At 72.4% G+C, this 25,730-nt stretch carries 17 protein-coding genes; 4 read left to right on the top strand and 13 right to left on the bottom strand.

The features are described from left to right. Positions 1 to 312: 312 nt before the first annotated feature. From GGD89_RS13035 to GGD89_RS13015, 5 genes are all read right to left on the bottom strand, one after another. Positions 313 to 1,290 carry a beta-ketoacyl-ACP synthase III gene (locus tag GGD89_RS13035; RefSeq protein WP_184045954.1) on the bottom strand — a complete coding sequence of 326 codons (978 nt, stop codon included), beginning with the start codon at positions 1,288 to 1,290 and terminating at the stop codon, positions 313 to 315. After that, complete coding sequence (plsX, locus tag GGD89_RS13030) at positions 1,290 to 2,351, bottom strand: phosphate acyltransferase PlsX (protein WP_184045952.1); 1,062 nt, start codon at positions 2,349 to 2,351, stop codon at positions 1,290 to 1,292. Before plsX ends, GGD89_RS13035 begins: the two co-directional genes overlap by 1 nt. A 98-nt stretch (positions 2,352 to 2,449) precedes the next feature. Continuing rightward, on the bottom strand, positions 2,450 to 2,632 hold the full coding sequence (gene rpmF / locus GGD89_RS13025) for a 50S ribosomal protein L32 (protein WP_184045950.1): 183 nt from the start codon (positions 2,630 to 2,632) through the stop codon (positions 2,450 to 2,452). A gap of 203 nt (positions 2,633 to 2,835) precedes the next feature. After that, entirely contained in the window at positions 2,836 to 3,435 is a 600-nt protein-coding gene (locus tag GGD89_RS13020; RefSeq protein WP_184045948.1) for a DUF177 domain-containing protein, read from the bottom strand. Continuing rightward, positions 3,432 to 4,061 carry a ubiquinol-cytochrome C chaperone family protein gene (locus GGD89_RS13015; protein WP_184045946.1) on the bottom strand — a complete coding sequence of 210 codons (630 nt, stop codon included), beginning with the start codon at positions 4,059 to 4,061 and terminating at the stop codon, positions 3,432 to 3,434. Before GGD89_RS13015 ends, GGD89_RS13020 begins: the two co-directional genes overlap by 4 nt. 183 nt (positions 4,062 to 4,244) lie before the next feature. Between GGD89_RS13015 and GGD89_RS13010 the strand changes: the two genes are divergently transcribed. Next, on the top strand, positions 4,245 to 4,727 hold the full coding sequence (locus tag GGD89_RS13010) for an outer membrane protein assembly factor BamE (protein WP_184045944.1): 483 nt from the start codon (positions 4,245 to 4,247) through the stop codon (positions 4,725 to 4,727). A 366-nt stretch (positions 4,728 to 5,093) separates the two neighbouring features. Here the strand turns inward: GGD89_RS13010 and GGD89_RS13005 are convergent, their stop codons facing one another. After that, positions 5,094 to 5,387, bottom strand: coding sequence for an integrase core domain-containing protein (locus GGD89_RS13005; RefSeq protein ID WP_184046072.1), 294 nt, complete (start codon positions 5,385 to 5,387; stop codon positions 5,094 to 5,096). Between the two features lie 141 nt (positions 5,388 to 5,528). Beyond that, positions 5,529 to 6,539: an alpha/beta hydrolase family protein gene (locus GGD89_RS13000; RefSeq protein WP_221238453.1), complete on the bottom strand. Its 1,011-nt coding sequence runs from the start codon at positions 6,537 to 6,539 to the stop codon at positions 5,529 to 5,531. Positions 6,540 to 6,733: 194 nt separating this feature from the next. Here GGD89_RS13000 and GGD89_RS12995 point away from each other — a divergent pair, with 194 nt between their 5' ends. After that, the gene (locus GGD89_RS12995) at positions 6,734 to 7,603 is read left to right on the top strand and encodes a universal stress protein (protein ID WP_184045942.1); all 870 of its coding nucleotides are present in this window, start codon (positions 6,734 to 6,736) and stop codon (positions 7,601 to 7,603) included. 38 nt (positions 7,604 to 7,641) lie between these two features. Here GGD89_RS12995 and GGD89_RS12990 read toward each other — a convergent pair whose 3' ends face one another. The 6 genes from GGD89_RS12990 to GGD89_RS12965 form a co-directional block, all read right to left on the bottom strand. After that, complete coding sequence (locus GGD89_RS12990) at positions 7,642 to 9,231, bottom strand: gamma-glutamyltransferase (RefSeq protein WP_184045940.1); 1,590 nt, start codon at positions 9,229 to 9,231, stop codon at positions 7,642 to 7,644. Between the two features lie 60 nt (positions 9,232 to 9,291). Then, positions 9,292 to 13,392, bottom strand: a complete 4,101-nt coding sequence (locus GGD89_RS12985) for a non-ribosomal peptide synthetase (RefSeq protein WP_184045938.1) — start codon at positions 13,390 to 13,392, stop codon at positions 9,292 to 9,294. Next, complete coding sequence (locus GGD89_RS12980) at positions 13,385 to 20,062, bottom strand: polyketide synthase (protein ID WP_184045936.1); 6,678 nt, start codon at positions 20,060 to 20,062, stop codon at positions 13,385 to 13,387. The genes GGD89_RS12985 and GGD89_RS12980 overlap by 8 nt, the downstream gene beginning before the upstream one ends. A 172-nt stretch (positions 20,063 to 20,234) precedes the next feature. Further along, positions 20,235 to 22,289: a tetratricopeptide repeat-containing sulfotransferase family protein gene (locus GGD89_RS12975; protein WP_184045934.1), complete on the bottom strand. Its 2,055-nt coding sequence runs from the start codon at positions 22,287 to 22,289 to the stop codon at positions 20,235 to 20,237. A gap of 88 nt (positions 22,290 to 22,377) precedes the next feature. Then, a complete protein-coding gene (locus GGD89_RS12970; protein WP_184045932.1) occupies positions 22,378 to 23,511 on the bottom strand; it encodes a sensor histidine kinase in 1,134 nt (377 codons plus the stop codon). Positions 23,512 to 23,711: 200 nt separating this feature from the next. Beyond that, positions 23,712 to 24,350, bottom strand: coding sequence for a thiamine phosphate synthase (locus GGD89_RS12965; protein WP_184045930.1), 639 nt, complete (start codon positions 24,348 to 24,350; stop codon positions 23,712 to 23,714). Between the two features lie 41 nt (positions 24,351 to 24,391). On the opposite strand from GGD89_RS12965, the gene GGD89_RS12960 reads away from it, so the two are divergent. Continuing rightward, the gene (locus GGD89_RS12960; protein WP_184045927.1) at positions 24,392 to 25,132 is read left to right on the top strand and encodes a YggS family pyridoxal phosphate-dependent enzyme; all 741 of its coding nucleotides are present in this window, start codon (positions 24,392 to 24,394) and stop codon (positions 25,130 to 25,132) included. 155 nt (positions 25,133 to 25,287) lie between these two features. Beyond that, a complete protein-coding gene (locus GGD89_RS12955) occupies positions 25,288 to 25,632 on the top strand; it encodes a hypothetical protein (RefSeq protein ID WP_184045925.1) in 345 nt (114 codons plus the stop codon). Positions 25,633 to 25,730: the final 98 nt, after the last annotated feature.

The raw sequence follows: 25,730 nt of genomic DNA, 5'->3' as shown, positions 1-25,730 counted from the left end.
TCCCCACTGTCGCGCGGCGATGTCGTGAGGCCATCTCGCCCGGCGATCCGCCCGACTCCTCGGGACTCAGGGTGCTCACGGGGATCACACCCCTGGTCCCGTGGCCGGGACGTTATCCGGCGATCTTCGACACACGCGTCGTTCCGCGTCCCTGGCATCATCCGGCCATGCCGACTCCCAGGGTCATGTCAAAGAGTACCGGGTCGCCGGAAAACCGTCAATATCAGGGATTTGGCGGGTGGAGGTGAACTGGCGGTGCAAGCTTGGAATGACCCAAGTCCACACGACGCGCGGCGCCGGGCGGGCACACGCCTAGACGCGCGCCAGGACCGAGCCCCAGGTGAACCCGCCGCCCATGCCCTCCAGAAGCACCAACTGGCCGGGCCGGACCCGCCCGTCCCGGATGGCCTCGTCCAGGGCCAGGGGAATGGAGGCCGCCGAGGTATTGGCATGGCGGTCCACGGTCACCACCACCTTCTCCGGCGGCAGGCCCAGCTTGCGGGCGGTGCTGTCGATGATGCGCCGGTTGGCCTGATGCGGCACCAGCCAGTCCAGTTCCTCGGCGGTCACGTCATTGGCCGCCAGGGCCTCTTCCACGGCCATGGACAGCTTGGACACGGCGTGCCGGAACACCTCCCGGCCCTGCATGCGCACCACACCCGTGGTCTGGGTGCTGGACGGCCCCCCGTCCACGTACAGCATGTCGTAGTGCTGGCCGTCGGCGTGCAGGTGCGTCGACAGGATGCCCCGATCGCTCTTGTCGCCCCGCCCGCCGTCCTCGGCCCGCAGCACCACGGCGCCGGCGCCGTCGCCGAACAGCACGCAGGTGCCCCGGTCCTGCCAGTCCAGAATGCGCGAGAAGGTCTCGGCGCCGATGACCAGCGCGGTGCGCGCCTGGCCGCATCGCAGGAAGGCGTCGGCCGTGGCGAGGGCATAGACGAAGCCGGTGCACACCGCCTGAAGGTCAAAGGCCATGCAGCCGGCGGCGCCCAGGGCCGCCTGCACCTTGGTGGCGCTGGCCGGGAAGGTGTTGTCCGGCGTCGCGGTGGCCAGGATGATCAGGTCGAGCGTGGACGGGTCGATGTCGCTGCCGTCCAGGGCGGCGCGGGCGGCGGCGATGGCCAGGTCCGACGTGGTCTCGTCATTGGCCGCGATGCGCCGCTGGGCGATGCCCGACCGCTCGCGGATCCAGGCATCGGAGGTCTCGACGGTGTGAGCCAGGTCTTCGTTGGTCACGATACGGGCCGGAAGATAGGAACCGCAGCCCACGATCACGGAGCGTTTGACCATTAGCCGTTCGCCGCCCGCTCTAGATCGCCCGGCGCCACGCCGGAGGCCCGCTGCACCTTCATGAACTCGCCCTTGATGGTCTCGTTGAACCCATGGGTCACCAGATCCACCGCCACGGAGACGGCATTGGCGAAGCCCAGGGCATCGGTGCCGCCGTGCGATTTGACCGCGATGCCGTTGAGCCCCAGGAACATGGCGCCGTTGTAGCGACGGGGATCGGTCCGCATGCGCACCTTGTTGATGGCCGGCCGCGCCAGCAGGTACCCCAGGCGGGGCAGCAGGGCGCTTTGAAACGCCCCCTTGATGAACGACGTGTACAACTTCGCCGTGCCCTCGATGGCCTTGAGGGCCACGTTGCCGGTGAAGCCGTCCGTGACCACCACGTCCACCGATCCCTTGCCGATGTCGTCGCCCTCAATGAAGCCCTGAAAGCGGATCGGCAAGGTGCTCTCCCGCAACAGCGCCGCGGCCTGTCGCAGGGTCTCGGTGCCCTTCTGGTCCTCGGCGCCGATGTTCAGCAGGCCGATGGTCGGATTCTGCAATCCCAGCACCGTGCGGGCGAAGACCTCGCCCATGACGGCGAACTGGACCAGATTGTCCGTGCTGCACTCGGCGTTGGCGCCCATGTCCAGGGCCACGCAGTCGCCGCGCGCGGTCGGCATGATGGCGGCGATCGCCGGCCGGTCGATGCCCGGCAGGGTCCGCAGGGCCAGCTTGGCCATGGCCATGAAGGCCCCGGTGTTGCCGGCCGAGACCACGCCCGCGGCGTGGCCGTCCTTGACCGCCTGGATGGACTGCCAGAGGCTGCTGTCCCGGCCGCGCCGGACCGCCTGCGAGGGTTTTTCGTCGTTGCCGACCACCGTGGCCGCGTGGCGCACCTCACAGACCGAGGCCAGACCGGATTCGCGCGCGACCAGGGGCGCCAGCACCGATTCGTCGCCGAACAGGAGATAGCGCGCGTCGGGATGCCGCTTTCGGGCGACCTGGACCCCCTTGAGCACCATGTCAGGGGATTGATCGCCGCCCATGGCATCCAGAGATAGGATCACGCTTCCGCTCACAAGGCCCCCTTCGCCAATCCATGCCAGACCACCGACCCGCCCCCCTTCCCTAAGGAAGCGGGGCCGAGACGGTCAGTCGGGTTCACACCAACCTGACGTCAGGCCGTTTCCGGATTGACCACCTCGCGACCATCATAGTGGCCGCAATGCGGGCAGACGTGGTGCGGCCGCTTCAACTCGCCGCAGTTCGCGCACTCGTTATAAGCCCCGCTCTTGGGAGCGTGGTGGGACCGGCGCATGTTGCGCCGGGACTGCGATACTTTGCTCTTCGGAACCGCCATGAGACTCTACCGTTTGAAGTAGACAATAGCCAAACCCGACGCCGGCCGACAGAGAAGGGCCACGACATCCAGGGTCGAGAACCCCGGCGGGCCGTGATCCGCCGGGGCGGGGTCCGAACGGGAGCGCGTTTATGTACCGGAAAACCCCCTACCCCGCAAGCGACCCGGTTCCCCGGAACTTTGTTTTTTTCGGGACCCACCGGTCACCGCAACGCCGCCAGCGCCGCGAACGGACCGGACGCCTGGTCGGGCGCGGTATCCGGCTCGACGCCGCCGGCCTCCTCCCCGATCGTCCCGTCGGGTGGGGGCGTAAACACCGCGTCGTCGGCCCGGGGATGCGGATCGATGGCCAGGCCCAGCCCCTCGGCCAGGACCTCGCCCACGTCGATGCAGCCGGCCACGATCGGCTCGGGCGGATCCAGGACCGCCTCGGGGTCCACGTCCACCGCCGAGCCACGATCGGGGCCTTTCGCCGAGTCGGAGCCGACGAACCGCTGACACACGGTTTCGGTGATCTCCCGGACCAGGGAGTCCAGGGTCACCACGCAGGTCTGGCGGACCCGGGCGGTCACGGTGGCGTCCACGCCGTAAAGGGGGGCGCGACGCCGGCCGCCCAGGGGCCGGACGACGGCGGTTCCCGTCAGGGACTCCAGGGCATCGAGTCCGAACCGAGCGGCGAGCGCCGCGCACTCGGCCTCCGTCGCGACCACCGCCAGGGTTCGTCCCTCGGGAGGCAGCCGATCCACGACCACCGGGCGCGACAGCTCGGGCGCGGGTCCCGCGTCCGGCGGCGGGACGGTCATGGCGTGCCCTCCAGATCGGTCGCGGACTCGCCGCCGATGGGGTTGGCCGGCTCCAGGGTCACGGTCCCCCGGGCCAGATCGTCCCAGGACCAGCCCGCGGACTCCGCCACCAGGCCCCGCATGTAGGCGACCAGGGCCGACAGGCCCTCCGGCGGCGCCGCGACGGTGGTGTAGACATTGCGATCCAGGGCGTCGCGCAGCACGGCGTCGCCGGACTCGGCCAGACCGGCTTCATAGGCGGCCACCCGCCCATAGAACGCCTTGGTTCGGGCCTTCACCTTGGCGCCGATGCGGATGTCGCTGACCCCGGCCTCGCGCAGGTTGGTGTCCAGGTCCCGCATCATGTGATTGAACAGCGCCTGGGACAGGCCGGCCGGTTCGGTCCGTGTCTCCGGCACCCCGGCGCGCGCCGCTTCCTCGCGCATCAGCGTGCCCAGGCGATGGAACACCACGAAGGCATGCAGAACCAGCATGTCGTATCGACCGTCGAGGGTGTCCGGCACCCCCCAGTGCACGTAGGGCCCGGGTTGGCGTGTCGCCCGGACGATCTCGTCGTACAGCCGCGCGACAATGGCATGGCCATCGTCCCGCGCCTTCGATCGCGCGCCAAACAGCAGGTTGAGCATGGCTCCTCGCCGTTATCTCGATCACCGTCCGCGGGCCGGCGGCCGTGGTGTCGCACCGACACCTTTTCGTCATCGCGGTCGATTGATATACAGGACCGGAACGCCGCCCCGCAACGGGAGCGGCCTGGATTGTCGCCGGCGGCGCGCGGGCACGGTCCAGTGCGGACATGGAGAGTGGCGACAATGACGATCGACGCCCGGCGGCGTGCCCCGCGCCTACTGGGACTGGCGATGGCCATCTCGGTGGTGCTGGCGGCCGGCGCATGCTCCCCGGACCTGCGGGCGCGCGGCAACAATCCGACCGACGACCGCCTGGCCCAGATCGAGCCCGGCAAGCAGACCCGGCGGGAGGTGGCCTCGCTTCTGGGATCGCCCTCCACGACGGCGACCTTCGATTCCGAGACCTGGTTCTACATCAGCGCTCAGACTCGCCAGTACGCCATCTTCAAGCGCGAGGAAATGGAACGCCGCATCATCGCCATCACCTTCGACGAGGGCGGCACCGTCAAGACGGTGCGCGAGTTGACCCTGGAGGACGGCCGCGACATCGCCATGCTCGGCCGGGAGACCCCCACGATGGGCAACGAGATGGGGATCCTGGAGCAGTTGATGGGCAATCTCGGCCGCTTTGAGGAGCGCAAGACGACCACCATCCCGGGGCTCTAGTGCGCTGACCCAGACAAAAGATGCAGTCCGCATTCTATTGTATGGATCGAAAGCGCACTCTGTTTAGCATGTTGTCTAGAGACTTAGGTCGTCAAGGATGATGTCCCTTGACGGCCTCGCCTTATACCAACGGTCCTTGAGAATGACCGTTGGAGTCCGTGTGAGCAACCGGGGACATGGGTAACACCAGGGCTATCGCATTTGGCCGAAGTTCGTCCAGCGCCAGCCAAGTGATGTAACGAACTTCGGATTCAGGACACTCGCGGTTTCGCGCCCGGTCTTCGTCGAAGGTCATGTCGAGCACCCAGTGCAGGCCGTTCTCGATCGACCCGTGGGATCGTGCGGCGGCGAGATAGGCCTCGGGCGTCAGCTCCCGCGCAGCCAGGAGAGATCGGTGCTGACCACAGCCTTGCGGACCTCGACGCGGCCGGTGTCGGTCTCCACGATCCCGACCGGCTCCCCCACCAGGGCCTCGGAGACGAACACAAACACACCGGCCCATTTGATCGAGCCGTTGACGCGGACCCGCCGAACGGCATGGTCGGGGTCGTACCAAGGTTCAAGAAGGTGGTCCGGATACGGCCGACGCGACGGACGCCACAGCGTTGCCGGAGGAACCTGCCCCAAGGCTTCATGCGGCCGCTCGTCGTTGTACACCACCTCACGGGATACGATCCACTTCAGGCGAAGACCTCGTCGACGTCTCGGTCTTGCTCATGGTTCCATCCTCTCAAGAGTTGGAGCCTCCGGCAAAACCGGCGCGGTTCACTCGCCGCCACGCCGGCGGCGCGCGGTATCGGGTCATGCCGGGGCGGCGGCGGCGTCGTCCAGGTCGTGGCCGTCATCGTGGGGTGGTCGCGGGCGCGTCGCCCGCGGGGGCGCGGGAAGCGCGGGCGCGCCGCCAGGCGCGGGCAGGTGCCGGGCCAGGAAGGCGTGGATCAGGGTGCCCGCCTGGTCCAAGACGCTCTCGCCGGTGTTGGCATCGGTTCCATAGTGGGTGGCGCCGGGCAGGGTCACGGACTCCACGACCCGACCGGCGGCCACGGCGGCGTCGCGCAGCCGCTCCATGTCCTCAATCGGCACCACCGCGTCCCGCGCGCCGTGCATCAGGAGGACGGGCGCGTGCTGGCGGGTCACCGTGCGCAGTGGCGCGATCTTGCGGAACCGATGGCCGATGACGCGCTCCACATAACGGTTGGTGGCCCAGCCCAGCGGCCGATACGGGACCCGCCAGGCGGTCAGCGTGCGACGCATGACTTCCTCCGGGTGGGCGAAGGCGGCCAGGCTGATCACCGCCGCGAGGTCGCGCCGGCGGCTTCCGGTCAGAAGCGCGGCCCCGGCACCCACCGAGTGCCCCAGCACCGCCAGGCGCGCCGGGTCGATGTGCGGGTGGGCGCGCAGCCAGTCGACGCCGTGCGACAGGTCCTCGGCGAAGCGGGGCAGGGAGGCGAAGTCATCGTCGTCGCTGCGTCCGTGGCAGCGGGCATCCAGCAGCAACAGGCCGTATCCGGCCTTCTGCAGGACGCCGGCCAGCGGCAGCAGGCCATCGGCATTGCCGCCCCAGCCGTGGATCGCCACCAGGCCGGGTGCCGGTGCGCGGGCCCGGGCCCCGGGTGGCGGGCAATACCAGCCGAAGATCAGCTTGCCCTGGCTGGTGACCAGGCGCACGCCCTCGGCCTGGACGCCGTGGTCCGCCGGATCGTCCGCGCCCGGCAGGCGCGGGGCGCGGAAGGCGCGATGCAGACCCTTGTGCACGGCATAGCCGCCGGCCGCGCCCAGGGCCAGCACGGTCATTCCCTGTACCCAAACCATGGCTTGCGACCTCCCTTGTTCATGACGGCCATGCTCCCCGTGCGATTCAGATGGGGGTGACGGCGGCCGCTGTCACCGAAAATCGCTTTTCCGGGCTCGCCGGGACCACCATAGTCTACGGAGAAACACGAACAGGTCGCGACCGGTCACCGGCATCGCCGACCAGGATATGGACGATCCGTGGAGGAGGGACCATGCCCGGCATCAAGACCATCCTGACCGTAGCCAGTGATGCCGCGAGTGCCTCGGCACCCATCCGCACCGCCTTGCGGGTGGGGCGCGCCCTGGGCGCGCATGTGGAGGTCGCGCACGTCCGGCCCGACCCGGCGGCCGCCGTTCCCTATGTGGGCGAGGCCATGGCGGGCGCGCTGGTCGAGGAGATGATGGACGCCGCCGAGCGCGACGGCCGACACCGGGCGGAGGCCACCCGCGCGGTCTTCGACGACCTGGTGGCGGAGGAGGGCGTTCCCGAGCGCCATGCGCCGGTGGCGGGTGACGAGGTCTCGGCGGCCTGGGTGGCGCTGGACGGCGGCGAGCCGGAGGAAATCGCCGCGCGCGGCCGGGTCTGCGACCTGATCGTGGCGGGCCGGCCGCTGCCCGATCGGGAACTGCCCTCGCTGATCACGCTCAACGCCGCGCTGATGGAGGCGGGCCGCCCGGTGCTGGTGGCGCCGCCGACGCCGGTGCCGGAGGTGGGCGGGGTGGTGGCCATCGCCTGGAACGGCGCCCCGGAGGCGGCGCGGGCGGTGCAGGGCGCGCTGCCGTTCCTGGACCGGGCCGACAAGGTGATCGTCCTGGCGGGCGAGGAGGCCGACGTTCCCTGCGGCGCCGATGCCCTGGTCCGCGCCCTGGCCTGGCACGGCGTCACCGCCGCCCTGCGCCCGGTCAAGGGGCATGGCGGCGACGAGGTCGGACGGGCGGTGTTGACGCATTGCGACCACCTGGGCGCCGACCTGCTGGTCATGGGTGCGTACACCCACAGCCGCTTGCGGCAGCTCATCCTGGGGGGCGTGACCCGGCATGTGCTCGACCACGCGCCGCTGCCGGTGCTGTTGTCGCACTGAACCGATGCCGTTTCTCTCCGGGGCAACAGTGCTCCGGCTCAGGCGACGGGCACCACCAGGGCGGCGCCCCCGCGCCGGGAATCGCCCACGGCCTCGACGGCGCCCGTCGGCGCGTGGCGGGCGACCGCGTGCACGCCGCCATAGAACATGGATCGCTCCGGCCAGGCGCGGCTGTCCGGGAAAGCCAGGCGCAGGGCGGCCACCACGGCGGCCTCCCAGCCGCCCTCGATGTCCAGGTGGCCGCGCTCCATGTGCAGGCGCGGCGCGGCGACCGCCTCGGCCAGGGGGCTCCCCTGGGCCAGCACGGGTCCCAGCACCTGCAACAGGGCCGTGCGGATGCGGTTGGATCCCCCGGAGCCCAGGGCGATGACCGTGCCGTCGGGGCATTCGGCCAGCGTCGGCGCCATCATGGACGACACCCGGGTGTCGGGCCGCCAGCGGAAGAAGCCGGCCGGGTTCAGGTCCTCCTCGCCCAGCATGTTGTTGAGCATGAACCCGCAGCCGGGGACCATGTGGCCGCAGCCCTCGCCGTTGGAGACGGTGCAGGCGGCGGCGTTGCCGGCGGCGTCGATCACCGAGACATGGGTGGTGCCGCCGGTCTTCAGCGCCCGCGCGCCGCCGGCCAGGGCGGCGCGACCCTCGGCCACGCCGGCGGCGGACAGCAACCGCGCCGCCCGGTCGTCGTCCACGCCCTCGGCCAGTCCCGCCGCGTCCCGGGCCAACCCGGTCTGGTGCATGACGCGCACCAGGGTTTCCGGGGCCGGCGCGCCGGCCGCGCCCTCCAGCAGGGCCAGCCCATAGGCGATCAGCGCGCCGCCGGACGACGGCGGCGGATTGGTCAGCACCCGGGCGCCGTGGAACCGCCGCGCCAGGGGCCGGCGCTCATGGACCTGATAGCGGCGGATGTCCTCAATGGTGATCAGGCCGCCGTCGGCCGTCAGGTCGGCCATGGCCCGGGCGGCCGGTCCGTCCCGGAACAGGGCCTCGCCCTCGCGGCCCAGGGCCTCCAGGCAGTCGGCCAGCAGCGGGAGGGGCAGGGGGGTCCCGGCGGGGCGCGTCCGGGTCCGATCGGACGGGTCGCCGAGGCAGGCGTGCGCCTCCGCCGTCAGTGTCATGATGGGGCCGATGACCCGCATGATGTGGGCCTGGAGCGGCGCCAGCGGGCGGCCTTGACGGGCCAGCCGGATCCCCGGCTCCAGCAGGCGGGCCAGCGGCAGGCGCCCCCACCGGCGCTGGATGGCGCAGAGTCCCGGGATCATGCCCGGCACGGCGGCCGCCGCGCGGCCCACGTGGAACTCTTGCGTGGTGGTGCCGAAATCGGCCAGCACGGGGTGGAAGTCCAGGGTCGCGCCTGGATTCGGGGGATCGGGCGCCGACCGTCCGGGCGTCTGGGCGAAGAAGTCCAGCACCAGCGGGGCGGCATCCACCGGATGGGCGAGCAGAAAACCACCGCCGCCGGGGGAACTCAGCGCCGGCTCCACGGCGAACGAGGCTCCCAGCGCCGCCACGATGGCATCGAAGGCAGTGCCGCCATCCGCCAGGATCTCCGCCGCCGCCCCCGCCGTGTCCGGGTGTCCCGCCGCCACCGCGCCGCCGCCGTGTCCGGTGGCCGTTGCCGCCGCCTCCATGCCCGCGTCTCCCGCCCCGCCCCTGTCCTCGACCAGCCATGCCGGAAGGGCGGGGTGACGTCAACCCGCCCGCGCGTCGGTCGCGTCCCGGACCGCCTCGGCGACGCGGGTCAGGGTGGCGACCACCGCCGGCAGGTGGGTGTTCTCCAGCAGTTCCAGGTGGTCCTCGAACGGCAGGCCGATGCGGGTGAAGGGGCCCTTGGCGAAGGGCAGCCAGCCGTTGTTGGGATCCAGGCGGCAGGCCACCGGATCGCCGTCGGAGGCGATCAGCGTGACCGGCACGGTGGTCGGCGCGGGCCGATAGCCGTGAAGGGCGTTGGTGTGGATGGCCATCAGGTCCCGGTAGCCGGGCAGGTCGGCCATTTCCGGCTCGAACAGCGGCGGCGGGACGTAGCGCCCGATCAGCTTCAGGGCATTGCGGCGCACCTTGTCGCGGAACCACGTCAGCCGGTCGTCGGCGAAGCGGGCTTCGAGCCACGCGCGATGCAGCTTGAACCACAACGATTCCGGCAGGTCCAGAACCGTGTCCAGGAGAATCAATCCGGCGACGGGCTGTCCACGGGCGGTGAGCCGCTGGGCGGCCTCGTAGGCCAGCGCGCCACCGAACGAGAAGCCGCCCAGAAGCAGCGGATGGTCGCCGCTGATGGCCGCGACGTCGGGTAGGAAGGCTTCGACGATGTCGCCCATGGACGTCCGGTCCAGCAGGTCCACCGACTGTTCGAAGGCCCACAGCGGGGCCTCCAGGCCGGGCGTGATCGCCAGTTTGCGGTAGCGCAGGATCTGCCCCCCCTGCGGCGGGAACAGGATGATCGGGGGCAGGTCGGGGCGACCGGTCGCGAGGCAGGTGGCGCGCGCGATGCCGCTGGGCCGGATCCGCGCGGCCATCAGGGTGGCCAGCGTGCGGGGCGTGTCATGGGCGAAGACGTCGCCCAGCGTCGGTTGCGAGCCGTAGACGGCGCCGATCTCCACCGCCAGGGTGGCGGCGTCCAGGGAGGTCCCGCCCAGGGCGAAGAACGAGGCATCCACGCCGATGTCGCGGCGCGCCAGCACCTCCTCCCACAGGTCCACCATGCGCGCCAGATGGGCCGGCAGGGCCTTGGGGGCGGGGCGGCCCCTGATTTCGGCGGGGGCGGGCGGCATGGCGGGGGACGCGGCGGGTGTCGGGACCGCCGCCGGCATGGTCGACGGGGGCGCGCCCTCCGCTGGCGGGGCCGCCGGCGGCGCGGTCTGCGTCGCCGGTGCGGGGACCTCGCGCAGCGTGGCCAGCAGCGCCTTGCGATCCAGCTTCCCGGTGGCCGTTTGCGGCAGGCGGTCCAGGCAATGGATTCCCTTGGGGATCATGGCTTCCGGCAGATCCACGAGCAGGCGGGCGCGCACCATCTCCTCCGTCACCGGCCCACGGCCCGGGGCCGTGACCAGGGCGGCGATCAGGTGGGCGCGCGGCGTGCCCGCGTCGGCCAGCACCACCCCGGCCTGGGTGATGCCATCCAGGTGCATCAAACGGGCCTCGATCTCCTCCAGTTCGATGCGATGGCCATGCAGCTTGATCTGCGCGTCGGCGCGCCCGCGATGGTGCAGCCGTCCGTCCGCGCCCCATCGTCCCAGGTCGCCGGTGCGATAGACCCGGCGGCCGTCGGGGTCGCTGAAGAACGCCTTGGCGGTCTGGTCCGGCCTGTCGTGATAGCCCGCCGCGACGGGCGTCCCGGCGATGAGGATCTCACCCACCGCGCCCGGAGGCACCCGTTCGCCCGCGCGGTCCACCACCCGGATCTCGTAGCCGGGCAGGGGCACGCCGACGGTCACCGGCTCATCGCGTGCCACGCGGCCGGCGGTGGCGTAGACCGTGGTCTCGGTGGGGCCGTAGAAGTTCCACAGCGCCGCGACCCGGTCCAGCAAGGCGTCGGCCAGGGCGCGCGGCAGCGGCTCGCCGCCGCTGATCAGGCTCAGACGGGCGTTCCCCTCCCATCCCAGACCGACCAGCATGCGCCAGGACGTGGGCGTCGCCTGCCAGTGGGTCACGCCCTCCCGGTCCGCCAGGGCGGCCAGGGCCAGGGGATCGCGGCGCGTCTCGGTGCCGGCGACCACCACGCGGCCCCCGTGCATCAGGGGAATCAGGCAATCCTGAAGCACCACATCGAATACCACCGACGCCTGGGTCATCCACACCATGCCGGCGTGGGCCTCCATCACCTGGGCGGTGCCGGCCATGAAGAGCATCAGCGCCCGGTGCGTCAGCGGGATTCCCTTGGGTGTCCCGGTCGAGCCGGAGGTGTAGTAATGGTGCGACAGGGTGTCGGGCGTCGGCGGAGACGGCAACGGTCCCTCGGTCAACAGGGCCTCGGGCAGGGTCAGCACGCGGCTCGCGGCCGGGGCAAGGCGGGCGACGGCCTCGCCGTCCTCCGCCTCGACCAGCAGCACGGCCGGCGCGGCGTCCGCCAGTACCTCGCGGCGGCGGCCCTGCGGCTGGCCCGGATCCAGGAACAGCAGGCAGCACCCGGCCCGCAGCACCCCCAAGAGCGCGGTCACCAGGTCGGCGTGCCGGTCCAGGTGGATCGCCACCCGGTCGCCCGGCCCGGCGCCGGCCATCGCCAGGGCGGCGGCGACGCGCTCCGCCCGGTTGAGAACCTCGCGGTATGTCAGGGTCGCGCCGCGATCGTCGTGGACGGCCGGGCGGTCGCCCCAGGCGGTGGCCGCCGCCCAGATGGCCGCCGGCACGGTTTCGCGGCCGGTGGTCGGGGGCGGGGCTGGGGGGCCATGACCGAACCGGTCCAGACGCGCCAGATCCTCGGCGGAGATCAGCGGCAGGCGCGACACGCGGGTGTCCGGGGCCTCCACCATGGCCCTGAGAATCACCTCCAGGGACCGGTTGAAGCGGGCGATGGTCTCGCGCTCGAACAGCACCGACGACGCGTTCCAGCGCAAGTGCAGGCCGTCGGCCGCGTCCAGCATGTCCAGGAACAGCTCGAAGTTCTCGAAGCGGCGTGCCTCGTCAACCAGGCGGACGGCCTGCCCGCCCATGTGGGTCGGCCCCATGGTGCCGTCGATGTTGATCAGCACGGGCACCAGGGGCACGCGGCCCGGGCTTCGGCGCACCGGCAGGTTCTCCAGCAACAGGCCGAAGTCCACCGCATGGTGCTCGCGGGCGTCCAGCACCGTCTCGCGCAACTCGCCGGCCAGGTCCAGCAGCGGCAGGTCCCGGGTCAGGCGGCTGCGCACGGGCAGCAGGTGGACGCCATGCCCGATCATGGTCGGATGGCCGCTGATCGCCTGCCCGGCCACCGGGATGCCCACCACCAGGTCATCGGCGCCCGACAGGCGATGCAGCAGGGCCGTGACGGCCGACAGGATCATGGTGTGGAAGGTCATGCCATGGGCGATGCCCAGGGCCTTGATGCGGCCGACGAGGTCGGCGGCCAGCACGTCGTCGACCCGGTGGCTCGCGAAGTGGCGTCCGGGCGCCGGATCATGATCCAGCGGCAGCGACCAGTCGGGACCGCCGTCGGCCAGCACGTCCCGCCAGTAGTCCAGGTCGGCGGCGAAGGCGTCGGCGTCCTCCTGCGCCAGGGCCTGTTCCATGAAGTCGAGAACCGGGTCGTCGGGCTCGCCGGCCGTCCCGTCGAGAACGGCCCCCAGGTCGTTGAGCAGGACGTCCCAGGACAGGCCGTCGCACAGAATATGGCTGACTGTCAGGGTGACGCGGGTGCGCCGGCCGGGCAGGCGCGCCACGGTGGCCCGCAGGCCGGTCGGACGGGACAGGTCGAAGGGTTCGGTCACGTTGCGGGTGACGATATCGTCCAGCGCCGTGGTCAGGGCGTCGGCGCCCAGGGGCCGCAGGTCGGCGACGGTGATGTCCGGGGTGCCCGAGGCGAACACCGACAGCCAGTGACCGTCCGCCGAGAACCCGGCCCGCAGCAGGGGATGTCGCGCGACCAGCCTGCGCAGGGCGGTGGTCAGGTGGTCCACCTCCACCGGGTTCTCGAACCAGAGCGAGACGGTGTTGTTGTAGGCCGCGTGCGCGTCCGGGCCGAAGGCCAGGCTGGTCCAGATCTCGCGCTGGGCGGCAATGGTGGGGACGGCGGCCTTGATTTCGCCGTCCGCGAGCGGGTCGAAGGCGATCATGGGACCGGTCGGGTAGAGCGGCAGGTCCGTGTCGTCACGCATCGTCCTGTCCCCCTCTCAGGGCCGCGCCGCTGCTGGCCGCCGGGCCGTCCGGCAAGGCGACCATGGTGCCGTCGGGGCGGGGCAGCACCCAGCACGGCCGGCCGGCCGGGTCCCGGCCCAGGCGGGCGCCCGGCACCGGCGGGTGATCCCGGCGCGGGCCGTTCCGGCTGGGCAGCAGGTCGCCCGCCACCATGGCGCCGATGGACTCCCGGAAGGCGTGGGCGATGACCGCGAGGTCCCGGTCGTCATGGGCACAGGTCAGGAACCAGGTGCGATGTTCCTGAATGAATACGCCCTGGTTGCGCATGTGCCAGAACAGCAGCGGCGCCCAGGGCGCCTCGGCCGGGGTCCACTCCACCCGCCAGGCCGACGCGAAATGCCGCACCGTCAGGGGAACCCCGGTGCTGTCGATGGCGTGCCGGAAGGCCGTGACCAGGGCCGTGGTGCGGGCGGTCAGGCGCTCCTGGAGTGCCGGTCCCTCGTCCAGCAGGCGGCGCAGCACCGCCCGCGCCGCCGCCAGCATCAGCGGGTGGCGGACGAACGTGCCGGCGAAATAGGTCATGCCGGCTTCCGGCCGGCTGTCGTCGCCGTAGCGCCACGGGCCGCCGTCGAACGGTGCCATGAAAGGGGCGCGCCCGGCGATGGCCGCCAGCGACAGGCCGCCGCCGATGATCTTGCCGTAGCACGCCATGTCGGCCTGGATGCCGAACAGGGCCTGGGCGCCGCCGGGGGCGGCCCGGAAGCCGGTGATGACCTCGTCGAAGATCAAGGCGGCGCCGCCGCGCGTGGTGATGCCGCGCAGTTCGTGCAGGAAGTCGCGCGGCACCAGGTCGAGTTGGCGGCTCTGCACGGGCTCCACCAGTACCGCCGCCAGATGCTCCCCGTGCGCGCGGATCCAGTCCAGGGCCGCCGGGTCGCCATAGGACAGCACGACCATGTTCGCCACCTTGTCGGGCGGGATGCCGGGCGCGCCGGGCACGCCCCGGCCGTCGGCGCCGGGACGGGCGATCACCTCGTCGAAGATGCCGTGGTAGCTGCGGTCGAACATCACCACCAGGTCGCGCCCCGTGGCGGTGCGGGCCGCGCGCACCGCGCCCATGACGGCCTCGGAGCCGGTGTTGCAGAAGGTGACCCGCTCCTGCCCGGTCACCTCGGTCAGCAGCGCCGCCACCTCGCCGGCCAGCGGGGTCTGCGGGCCGATCTCCAGGCCGGTGTGCAGTTGCGCGCTCAGGGCCGCCTCGATATCGGGGGGGCGGTGGCCGAACAGGTTGGCGCCGAAGCCGCCGAACAGGTCGATGTAGCGATTGTCGTCGATGTCCCACAGGGCCGACCCCTGGGAACGGGTGACGACCACGGGATAGCAGATCTCCTTGTACAGCGGGTGGAAGCCGCTCACCGTGCGGGGGTCGGCCAGACGGTCGCGGTTGGCGGCCACCCAGTCCCGGGATCCGGGCGTGCGCGCCAGGGTCTCGGCGGTGAGCCGGTCGAGGGCCTTGCGCTGACGGCTGCTCAGGGTCTGGTCCGACTGCCGGGTGACCCGGGCCATGGCGCCGAACGGCTGCTGGGTTTGCGTCTGGGGCTGAGTCTGGGACCGGGCCGGAGGCGTGAGCGCGCGCGCCGGTGGGTCCGGCGCGCTGGTGGGGGGTGGGGGCGCGGCGCCGGGCGGCGCGCCGGCCCGGGCTACCCAATGCGGCGCCAGGTGGTCGGCCAGCGCCCGCACCGTGGACAACGGCCCCATCAGGGCGGGCTGGCCGAGGGTGACGGACAGGGCGCGGCGCGCCGCCAGCGACACCTGGGTGAGCATCAGGCTGTCGAAGCCCAGGTCCAGCAGGTGGTCGTGGTCGCCGATGGCCTGGGCCGGCAGGCCGATCACCCCGGCCAGCAGGTCCCGGGTCGCGGCCAGGGGATCGACCGGCGCGGCGCTCAATGGTGTGTCCGGCGCCGGGGCCGTGTCGAGGGCGGGGGATGTCTCCGGATCCGGTGGCGGGGCGGCGGGCGGTGTCTCGGCGGGGGGGGCCGGCGCGATCGATGGCGGGGCCGCGCCGCCGTCGTCCACCCAGAACCGCTCGCGCGCGAACGGCGGCGGCAGGGTGACGAAGGCTCGCCGGCCCTGGGGCGGGCGCAGGATCGACCAGTCCAGGTCCGCGCCGCGCGTCCACAGGGTGCCCAGGGCGGCGGCCAGGGTCGCGACCTCCTCGCCGATGCGCGCGCCCATCAGCGGCACGGCCGGCCGCTCCGGCCGGCGCCGCCGCGCCAGCGCGGTCAGGGCGCCGCGCGGGCCGACCTCCACCAGCACGCTCGCGTCCTCGTCCGTCAGCGCCGCCAGGGCCTCGTCGAAGCGCACGGTGCGGCGCATGTGCATGGCCCAGTAGTCCGGGTCCCGGGCCTCGGCGGCGGTCAGCGGCCGGCCGGTCACCGTGGAGCGGATGGGCAGCGCCGGGTCCTGGCGGGGGACCCCGGCCACCACCGCCCGGAAGGGGGCGATGGCCGGGTCCACCATCGGGCTGTGGAAGGCATGGCTGGTGGGCAGCACCCGGTGGGCGATCTCGGCCGTTTCCAGGGATGCGACCACGGTCGCCACGGCATCGGGCACACCGGCCACCACCGTCTGGTCCGGGGCATTGAGGGCGGCGATGGAGACACCCTCGACCCGCGCCAGCAGCGGCGCGATGGTGGCCTCGTCGGCCCAGATGGCGACCAGCCGGCCGGGCGGCAGGGATTGCAGGCGGTGGCCGCGTTCCCACACCAGGCGCATGACATCCGAGAGGGAGAACACGCCGGCCAGATGCGCCGCCACAAGCTCGCCGACCGAATGGCCCATCAGCACCGCCGGGCGCAGTCCCAGGGCCTCCAGGGTGCGCGCGAGGGCGATTTCCACGGCGGCGAGGCCCGGCTGGGCGATCGCCGTGTTTTCGACCGGGGGCTGGTCGGGGTCCGGGGTGGCCAACAGGATCGGCTCGACACGGCGTCGCCCGGCGGCGGGCAGGGCGGCCAGGGCGTCGGCCAGGGCATCGGCGAAGACCGGGATCTGGTCGGCCAGGGGTCGCGCCATGCCGGCGTACTGGCTGCCCTGGCCGGGGAACAGGAAGGCGAGACGATCGGCCATGCGGCCCTTGGTATCCGTCGCCGGGGACGGATCCCGCGCCAGGGCCTCCAGCGCGGCGCGGCCGGTGCTCGCGTCGGGGCTCATCACGGCGTGCCGCAGGGGCAGCGCCGCGCGCCCCTGTTGCGCGCCCACCAGGGCGGCGGGATCGTCGGCGGCCGCGAGCCGCGCGCCAAGGGCGCCGGCCAGCGCCGCCAGCCCCGCCGGGGTGCGCGCCGACAGCGGCAGAACCGGCAGCGGCGGACCGATCCGCGTCTCGGCCTCGATCACGGCGCCCTCGGCACCCTCCGCGGCCGGGGTGGTGTCGGGCGCGGGCGGCGGCGGGGCCTCCTCCAGGATCACATGCACATTGGTGCCGCCCACCCCCAGGCTGGTGACGGCGGCGCGGCGTGGCCGGTCCCAGCGTGGCCAGGGGCGCGGACCGCTCCAGACCGTCAGGTGGTCGCGGCTGCTCTCGATGGCCGGGTTGAGGGCGCGGAAGCCCAGGGTGCCGGGCAGCATCTCCCGGTCCAGCGCCAGGGAGGCCTTGATCAGGCTGGCCACCCCCGCGCCGGCCACCAGATGGCCGACGTGCCCCTTGACCGACCCCAGCAACAGGGTGGTCGGCCGACGCGCCAGATCGTAGGCGTCGGCCAGGGCGGCGACCTCGATGGGGTCGCCAAGCGGCGTGCCGGTGCCATGGGCCTCGACGAACGCGATGCTGTCGGCGGGGACATCGGCGTCCGCCAGCGCCGCCCGCAGCGCCGCCGCCTGTCCGGCCACGGACGGGGCGGTGAAGCTGGCCTTGTCGGCGCCGTCGTTGTTGATGCCGACGCCGCGAATCACCGCGAGCACCGGGTCGCCATCGTCGAGCGCGCGGTCCAGCGGTTTCAGCAGCACCAATCCGCCGCCATCGCAGAACAGGGTGCCGGTGGCGTCGGTGTCGAACGGCCGGCACGTGCCGTCGGCCGAGAACATGGCGCCTTCCTGGTACAGGTGGCCCACCCGCTGCGGCACCTGCACCGACAGGCCGCCGGCCACCGCCAGGGCGCAGCGCCCGGCACGCAGCGCGTCCACCGCCGCCGCCACCGTGGCCAGGCTGGTGGAACACGCCGTCTGCACCGTGACCGCCGGGCCGGTCAGGTTGAGCCGGTGGGCGAGGCGCGGCGCGGCGTAGTCCTTGTCGTTGGCCCAACTGACCGGCCAGTCGCCGAAGCCGGCGGCGGTCGGCGAGCCGGCCAGCGCATGCCAGCGGTAGAAGGCATCGCCAACCCCCACGAACACGCCCGTGGGCGCCGCCTCGGGCAGGGCGCCGGCCTGGTCGAGCAGTTGCCAGGCCAGGTCCAGCAACAGGCGCTGTTGCGGGTCGATGATCGCCGCCTCGCGGGCGCCGATGCCGAAGAAGCGGGCGTCGAAGCGGTCGGCGTCGGCGATGATGCCGCGCGCGGGGACATAGTCGGGATCCGTGTGCAGGGCCTCGGCGACGCCGGGGTCGAGGGTGTCCGGGTCGAAGTGGGTGATGCCGTCGCGGTCGGCCAGCAGGTTGGCCCAGAAGGTCTCCACGTCATCGGCGCCGGGGACCCGGGCGACGGCGCCGATGATGGCGATGGCGCCATCCGCCGCCGCGCGGTCTCGGGAACCCGTGCCGGGCCCGGCGGGGGCTCCGGTCGCGGAGGGCGGTGTCTCGGGGCCGGGGCGGGCCTTGGCGATGGCGTCGGCCAGGGCCGCGGGCGTGCGGTGGGTGAACGCGGTGATCACCGGCAGGGTCACGCCGAACCGCGCATTGACGCGGCCGATCATGCGCCGCGCCAGCAACGAGCCGCCGCCCAGGTCGAAGAAACTGGCATCCGCGACGATGTCCGACGGGTCCAGGTCCAGCAGGTCGGCCCACAGGGCGACCAGCGGATCCGGCGTGGGCGCCCGGTCGGCGCGAACGGGCGCCCGGGACCCGCCGGGGGACGGGATAGGGGGGGCATCCGGTGGCGGCGCGGGTTTTGGCGCGGACCGTGGTCGGGCGGGGGGATCGGGCGTCGCGGGGGCGGACGATGTCGCGGGCTCGGCGGGGAGCGGCGGATCCGCCGTGTCCTCGCCCAGCAGCGTCCGCGCGGCGGTCAGGAGGGCTGGCCGGTCCACCTTGCCGTTGGGGAGGTGGGGCAGGGTGGCGCGGACCTCGGTCGCGTCGGGGATGACCGCCAGCGGCAGGCGCGCGGCCAGGGCCTGTCGCAGGGCGACCGCCGTTAGCGGCGTGGCGGCATCCTCCGGCACCACATGGGCCACCAGGGTCTTGCGGCCGTCCGCGTCGGCCACGGGACTGACGGCGGCGGTGGCGATCCCGTCCACGGTGGTCAACGCGGCCTCGATCTCCGCCAGTTCGAAGCGCACGCCGTTGACCTTGACCTGTCCGTCCTGGCGGCCCAGGCAATGCAGCAGCCCGTGGGCATCGACGCGCCCCATGTCGCCGGTGCGGTAATGGCGGTCGTGGGGAAGGCCGGGCAGGGGGCCGTCGAGGAAGCGGGCCTCGGTCTCCTCGGGCCGGTTCCAGTAGCCGAGCCCCACCGGCGGGCCGGAAATCAGCAGTTCGCCGACCGTGCCGTCGGGGACCGGGCGCAGCGCCTCGTCCACGACGGTGACCGCCATGCCGGGGCCTGGCCGGCCGATGGGGGCGATGGCGGTCTCGGTCCAGTCGCGCTCCAGGGAGGACACCCAGGTCGTGACGGCCACCGCCGCTTCCGCGGGGCCGTACTGGTTCTCCACCGGGCATCCCAGGCGGTCGTGCACCGCCCGCACCAGGTCCATGGGCAACGGCTCGCCGATCGACGCCACCCGGCGCAGGCGCGGCAGCGCGGGCAGGGTCTCCTGATCCAGGAACGCGCGCAGCGTGGTCGGCACGAAGGTGACGAGGGTGACGTCGTGCGCGGCCATCAGCGCCGCCAGATGGGCCGGGTCGTGCTGGGCGTGCGGGATCGGCAGGATCAGCCGCGCGCCGCGCGCCAGCGGCCAGAGGATTTCCGGCAGCGCGGCGTCGAAGCCGATGGTCGTTCTTTGAAGGATGGCGTCGTCCGGCCCCAGCGGCAGCGACGCATCATACCAGGCAATCAGGGTGGCAAGCGCGCCATGGGTGTTCAGGCATCCCTTGGGCTGTCCGGTCGATCCCGAGGTGTACAGCATGTAGGCCGGCTGGTCGGGTGTCGTGGGCGCCGCGGGCCGGGTCTCGTCCCCGGGCTGCGGGCGCAGCGCCTCCACGTCGATCAGGCGCGCCGCCGGCGGCGCCAGATCCCGCAGTCCGGCGCGAACCGCCGCCGTGGTCAGGATCACCCGGGCGCCGCAGTCATCCAGTTGCACGCGGACCCGGTCCGGTGGGTCGTCGGGGGGGATGGGCACCAGACAGGCGCCCTGGGCCAGCACGCCGAGCATGGACGCGGGCAGGGCATGGCCGCGCGGCTGCGCCACCACCACGGGCTCGCCGGGGGCCACGCCGGCGGCCTCCAGCGTCCGGGCGACGGCTGCGGCCAGGATCCGCGCCGCCGCGTAGGACCGCGCCGTGCCGTCGAATACCGTTGCCACCTGCTCGGGCCGGCGATCCGCCATCGAGAGAATGGCACCGGGGCAGGATGATGGTCCCGATGATGGCGTCACTATCGTCATGCGGTTGAGTCGTGCGACGGGGAGGAAACGATCGAATGATCATCAAACCCTATCACAGATGTTGCACGCAAGGCGGAAAAACCAACGGGTCCAATACTCGCAAACACCTTAAGATTTAAATCGCCCTTTGCGTTAGGCCGGCGGTCTCCAGCACAGTCCGCAAGGGGGTCAACGGGGCGTCGTAGCGCCGCCAGCGGCCCACGGACCTGGTGAACACCGGCTGGCGGACTTGCCACTTGCTGGCGGTGTACACCGGCCGGTCGGTTTCATGGAATCGCAGCACCGCCGGGTCCCAGTCCAGCCCCAGGAACGCGATGAGGCGCCGGCCCTCGCCCTCCAGGTCCGTGACCAGGGTCTCGTAGTCCACCGCCAGCATCGGCAGCGGCAGCACGTCCCGCCAGTGCGCCATGAGGCGGTCGTGGGCGATCATCGCCCGGCCGATGGTCTCCAGGCCGGTGGCATAGGGAATGCCGCCGGCGAAGTTCTGCTGGAACAACGACAGGCCGGTATCCAAGGGATCCCGCCGGCAGACGACCACCCGCGCCCTGGGAAACAGCAGCGCGATCAGGCCCAGGCGCATGGCGTTGTCGGGCAGCTTGTCGCTGACCCGCGCGGCCTCGGGCTTGCCGACCCGGCGGGCGGCCTCGTCCAGGCGTGCCAGATAGTGGCCGGCGAAGCCGCGCGCCACGTCGCCCTTCAGGCCATAGAGGCAGGCGGGGTAGTCCACCGCCGCCCCCAGGTGGCGCGGCAGGTGGCGCTGGAACTCGGCCAGGTGACCCAGTTCGCCCGCGCCGGCCGCGGCCGGATGACTGGCCAGCATCTGCTCGACCAGAGAGGTTCCGGAGCGCGGCATGCCGACGATGAACACCGGCCGTGTGCTGGGATCGCCCAGGGCCGTCATGCCCTCGAACAGGTCGGCCGTGAACACGTCGCGCGACTGCTCCACCAGATCGTCCAGGGCCGCGGCATCGAAGGGGCGCGCCGCCGCCTGCACGGCGTTGGCCTCGGCCCAGGCGGCGAAGGCGCCCGAGGTGTCGCCCGTATCGTCGAGGGCCTTGCCGAGGGCATACAAGGCTTCGACGCGGGCGCCCTCGGGAGCCTTGGCGTCGGCGCTGGCGGCCCGCAGCCGCTCGATGACGGGATCGCCGGGGGCAACCCGGCCCGCCTTCGCCACGCCCCGCAAGGCGATGACGTTGGCCGGGTCATGGTCGAGCACGGCCTGGAACAGGGCGCGGGACTCCGCGAAACGGCCCTGGCGCTGCATCGCGTCGCCCAGGGTCAGGCGCAGGCCCTGGTGATCCGGATGGGTCTCCAGAAGGGGGGCCAGCAGGGCCTCGGCCTCTTCCGCGCGCTGGTCGGCGATCAGCGTGCCGGCCAGGTTGAGGGCCATCTCCACCGCGCGCGGACCCTTGCCGGCCAGGGCCAGCGCCTGGCGCAGGGCCTCCACGGCGCCCGGGCGGTCCCCGCCGGCCGACAGCGCCAGGGCCAGGTCGTTCCAGTGGGCCGGGTGATCCGGTGCCTGGCGCGTGGCCTCGCGAAGGGCGGCGACGGCCGCGTCGGGCCGTCCGCCGCGCAGGTGCACCCGGCCCAGCAGGGCATGCGCGGCGGCGGCGGTGCGGTCCAGGGCCAGCAGCGCCTCGGCCTCGGCGCGCGCGGCGTCGAGGTGGCCCATCTCCAGCAGCGCCGAGGCCAGGGACTGGCGGGCGCGCCGGTGCCGGGGGGCGGCGCGGGCGGTGGCGCCGAAGACCTCCAGGGCCTCCGGCCGGCGGTTCAGGCTCCACAGCGCCGAGCCCAGGTTGACGCCGTGGTCGGGCTCCTTGGGGTCGGCCTGGCGGGCTTGGTCGAACAGGCGCGCCGCCGCCTCGCCGTGGCCGGCGCGAGCCGCGACGATGCCGAGGCCGCCCAGGGCCGGACCGTTGCGGGGCGCCGAGGCCAGGGCCTGACGGAACAGCCGTTCGGCGCCCGGCAGGTCGCCGCGCGCGAGGCGCTGGTGTCCCTCCGCCACCGCGCGTCGGGGGCTGATCGGGCCCGCGCCGTCTCCGGCCGCCGGCGCGGTGGATCGCGCGCCGGGCACCATGTGCGAGAGGGTGCCGGCGCCGCCGGGCATGGCGCGACGGGGCGTGGAGCGCGTGGGGGCGGAGTGGGGGGGTGTTTTCGGCGTCTTGCTCATGGACTCGTCAGGCGCGAGGGAAGGTGGGGGAGTCCGCACCATAGTCGTCCCATGGCCCGGGGGCCAGACGCGGTGGCGAGGCACGGCGTCAATGGGGGACACTCGCGTCATCGCCGAGGTCGAGCCCGTGCCCCACGCGCGCCGGTGGATGCGCGGATCGGTCCCCGGCGGAGACGGACCGCCAGCGCGGAAAGGTGATGGAAACCGTCGTGCCGACGCCGGGCGTGCTGTCGATGCTCAGGCGACCGTCGTGCAGGGCCACCAGATGATGGGCGAAGGGCAGGCCGAGGCCCGAGCCCTCCGCGCCGCTGGCCATCGCCGACAGGGTCCGGGCGAAGGGTTGCAAGGCACGCTCGATGTCCGCCGGGGTCATGCCCTGTCCACTGTCGGTGACGGACACCATCAGACCCCCGCCCGGGTCCTGGCCCCCGCGAACGGTCACATGGCCGTGGTCCCGGTTGTACTTCACCGCGTTGGACAAGATGTTGATCAGCGCCTGACGCAGGCGCCGCCGATCCGCGAGCAGGCTGGGCACGGGATCGATCTTGACCGTCACGGTGACCGATCGTTTCTCGGCCAGATGGTGGACATGCACCAGGCTTTCGCGGATCAGGTCGGCGATGTCGATGACCTGATCCGAAAGCAGCAGGCCCCCGTTCTCGGCCTCCGATGCACCCAGCAGGTCGTTGACCAGTTCCAGCAGGATATCGGCCGCGCCGACGATGTTCCGCGCGAACTCCCGGGTGCGCTGCGGTTCGATTCTCATCTCGATCATCTCGGCGTAGGCGCGCAAGGCGGTGATCGGCGTCCGCAGGTCATGCACCGTATTGGCGATGAAGCCCTGTTGAGCCAGGAAGGATCGACTGAGGACTTCGGTGGTGATGTCGACGTGGACCATGATCACGGTGTCGTCGATATGCCGGCCCATCAGCAGCTTGAACCAGCGCTTTTCCGTGGGGGCGTGGCAGGGATACACCTGCTCGAACACGGACTCGCGTCCCTCGACCAGGGCGCGGATCCCGTCCGCCACCGCCACGGCGGCGCCCCGCTCCACACCGGAGACCGAACCGCACAGGGACAGATAGTTCAAGCCCTGGAAGGCCGGGCCGCCATAGCTGTTCTGCGCGGCGAACCGGGTCCAGGCCCGGTTGACATCCAGGATCACGCCATCCCGATCCAGGATCGCGACCTGCCCCGGAAAGCTGTCAAGAAACCCATCCATGGTCCGCTGCCATCACGCGCCAAACCTCCCGGCGACGCCACCCGGATCGGTGGACCGGGTCGTCCGGTCCCGTGCCACCAACTGTATCGTGTGATGGTTTCACACACAAATGGACCCGTGTCGGGCAGGCCCTAGCCAGGGGGCAGGAGGCCAGTGGGGGCGGTGCCCGTGGCGCTCGACCGCCGCTGGCGGGTGAACCGTCAGGGCGGGGTGGGCCTCCAGGCGCCCACGGCGGCGAGGCCGGACACGGCGCCGGGCGGCAGGCGGCGGGCCGTTTCGGGGGTGATCCCGCCCAGGGCGATGACGGGGCAGGATGCGGCGCGCGCCAAGCGTGCGACTCGAACCGGCCCCAGGGTCGGCGCGCCCGGATGGCTGGCGGTGGGGAAGGCCGGGGACAGCAGCACTGCGTCGGCGTCCAGGTCGCCGGCCCGCGCCAGGGCGCGCGCGCCATGACTGGCGATGGTCAGCAGGCGGCCGCCCTTGCGGTGGCGCCAGGCCAGCACCGCCGCCAGCACGCCATGGCGCGCCAGTCCCTCGGACAGGTGCAGGCCGTCCGCGCCGAGGATGGCGGCCAGCCGCACATCGCCGGCCACCACGAAGGTCACGCCCCTTTGGCGGGTGAGGCGCCGCAGACGGCGTCCGCGCGTGCGTGCCTCGGCCGGCGGCAGATCGTAGGGGCGCCAGAGCAACGCCGCGCCGCGTGGCGCGCGGTGCAGCGCGGGGGCCGGGTCGGGCAGGCGCTGGGGATCGCTGACCAGCCACAGGCGGGGCAGGTCGCGGCCATGCCGCGTCCGCGCCGGTTTGAGCCGCGCGGCGGCCTCTGCTAAGGTTCCCGTCATCTCGGGTGACTCCGATCTCCCTCGGTCAGTACGCGGAGCCCATGCCAGACCTTGAACCGTCTTCGCAAGCGGATGCCACGCCGCGCCTCGGCGCCGACACCCTTGCCGCCGATGTGGGCGCCAATCTGGCCGCCGTGCGCGACCGTATCGCCGCCGCCGCCCGCGCCGCCGGGCGCGAGCCCGCGTCGGTCACCCTGGTGGCCATCTCCAAGACCCACGGCGTGGAGCGGGCCCGGGCCGCCCTGGACGCCGGGCACCGCGTGTTCGGCGAGAACCGGGTGCAGGAGGCCCAGCGCAAGTGGCCGCCCCTGCGCGCCGCCGTCCCCGATCTCGAACTGCGCCTGAACGGACCGCTGCAGACCAACAAGGCGGCCGACGCCGTGGCGCTGTTCGATGTGATCGAGACCGTGGACCGGCCCAAGCTGGCCGCCGCCCTGGCCCGTGAGATGGACCGGCAGGGGCGCCGTCCCGCCTGCCTGATCCAGGTCAACACCGGCGAGGAGCCCCAGAAGGCGGGCGTGACGCCCGACGCGGCCGACGCCTTCGTCGCTCACTGTCGCGATGGCCTGGGATTGCCCATCGTCGGCCTCATGTGCATCCCGCCGGCCGACGAGGAGCCGTCGCCCCATTTCGCCCTGCTGCGCGAGATCGGCCGGCGTACCGGGCTGTCGGTCCTGAGCATGGGCATGAGCGGCGATTACGAGGTGGCGGTGGCTCTCGGCGCCACCCACGTGCGGGTGGGCACGGCCATCTTCGGCGCGCGCCCGCCGCTAGTGCACTGATCCAGACAAAGGATGCAGTTCGCATTCTATTGTCTGGATCGAAAGTGCACTAATAACAATATTTTGTGCAGCGACGCTTGCATTCAAGGGGGACTCCCTTGAATGCGTCGCTGCACTAGCGACCCGATCCCCATCCGTTCCCTCTGGAGTCGACGATGCCGCCCAAGGCCAATCCCAAGAAGCTCAATCCGCTACAACTGCGGACCTTGACTCTGTTGCAGGAACTGGCCCGTGATCCCGAGGTGACGGCCACCGACGCGGAGACCGGGGACCGGATCATCGGTGTGCTGCCCCAGCCTCACGGGGACCATTTCCACCTCGGACCCTATGTGGTGATGCGCGCCGACGCCACCGGCCTGCACAACCCCGCCGTGATGGCCGCGCTGACCCGCAAGGGACTGGCGCGACGCGACCCGCTGGGTGCGACGGTCCTGACGCCGGATGGCCTGGGGTATGACACGGGCCTCCGCGAGGCCATTCTTCACGGTGCCGATCATTGAGGACCTGATACCAGTGGCGGATGAGTGTGACTCATCCGCCCCCGGGCGCCTTGCAGGCGCCCGGATGTTCCAGATCTTGGCACCGCAAAGCGGTGCCA

Source organism: Roseospira visakhapatnamensis, assembly GCF_014197915.1.
In the GTDB taxonomy this organism is placed as follows: Bacteria; Pseudomonadota; Alphaproteobacteria; order Rhodospirillales; family Rhodospirillaceae; genus Rhodospira; species Rhodospira visakhapatnamensis.
This window is presented reverse-complemented; position numbering and strand designations above follow the sequence as displayed.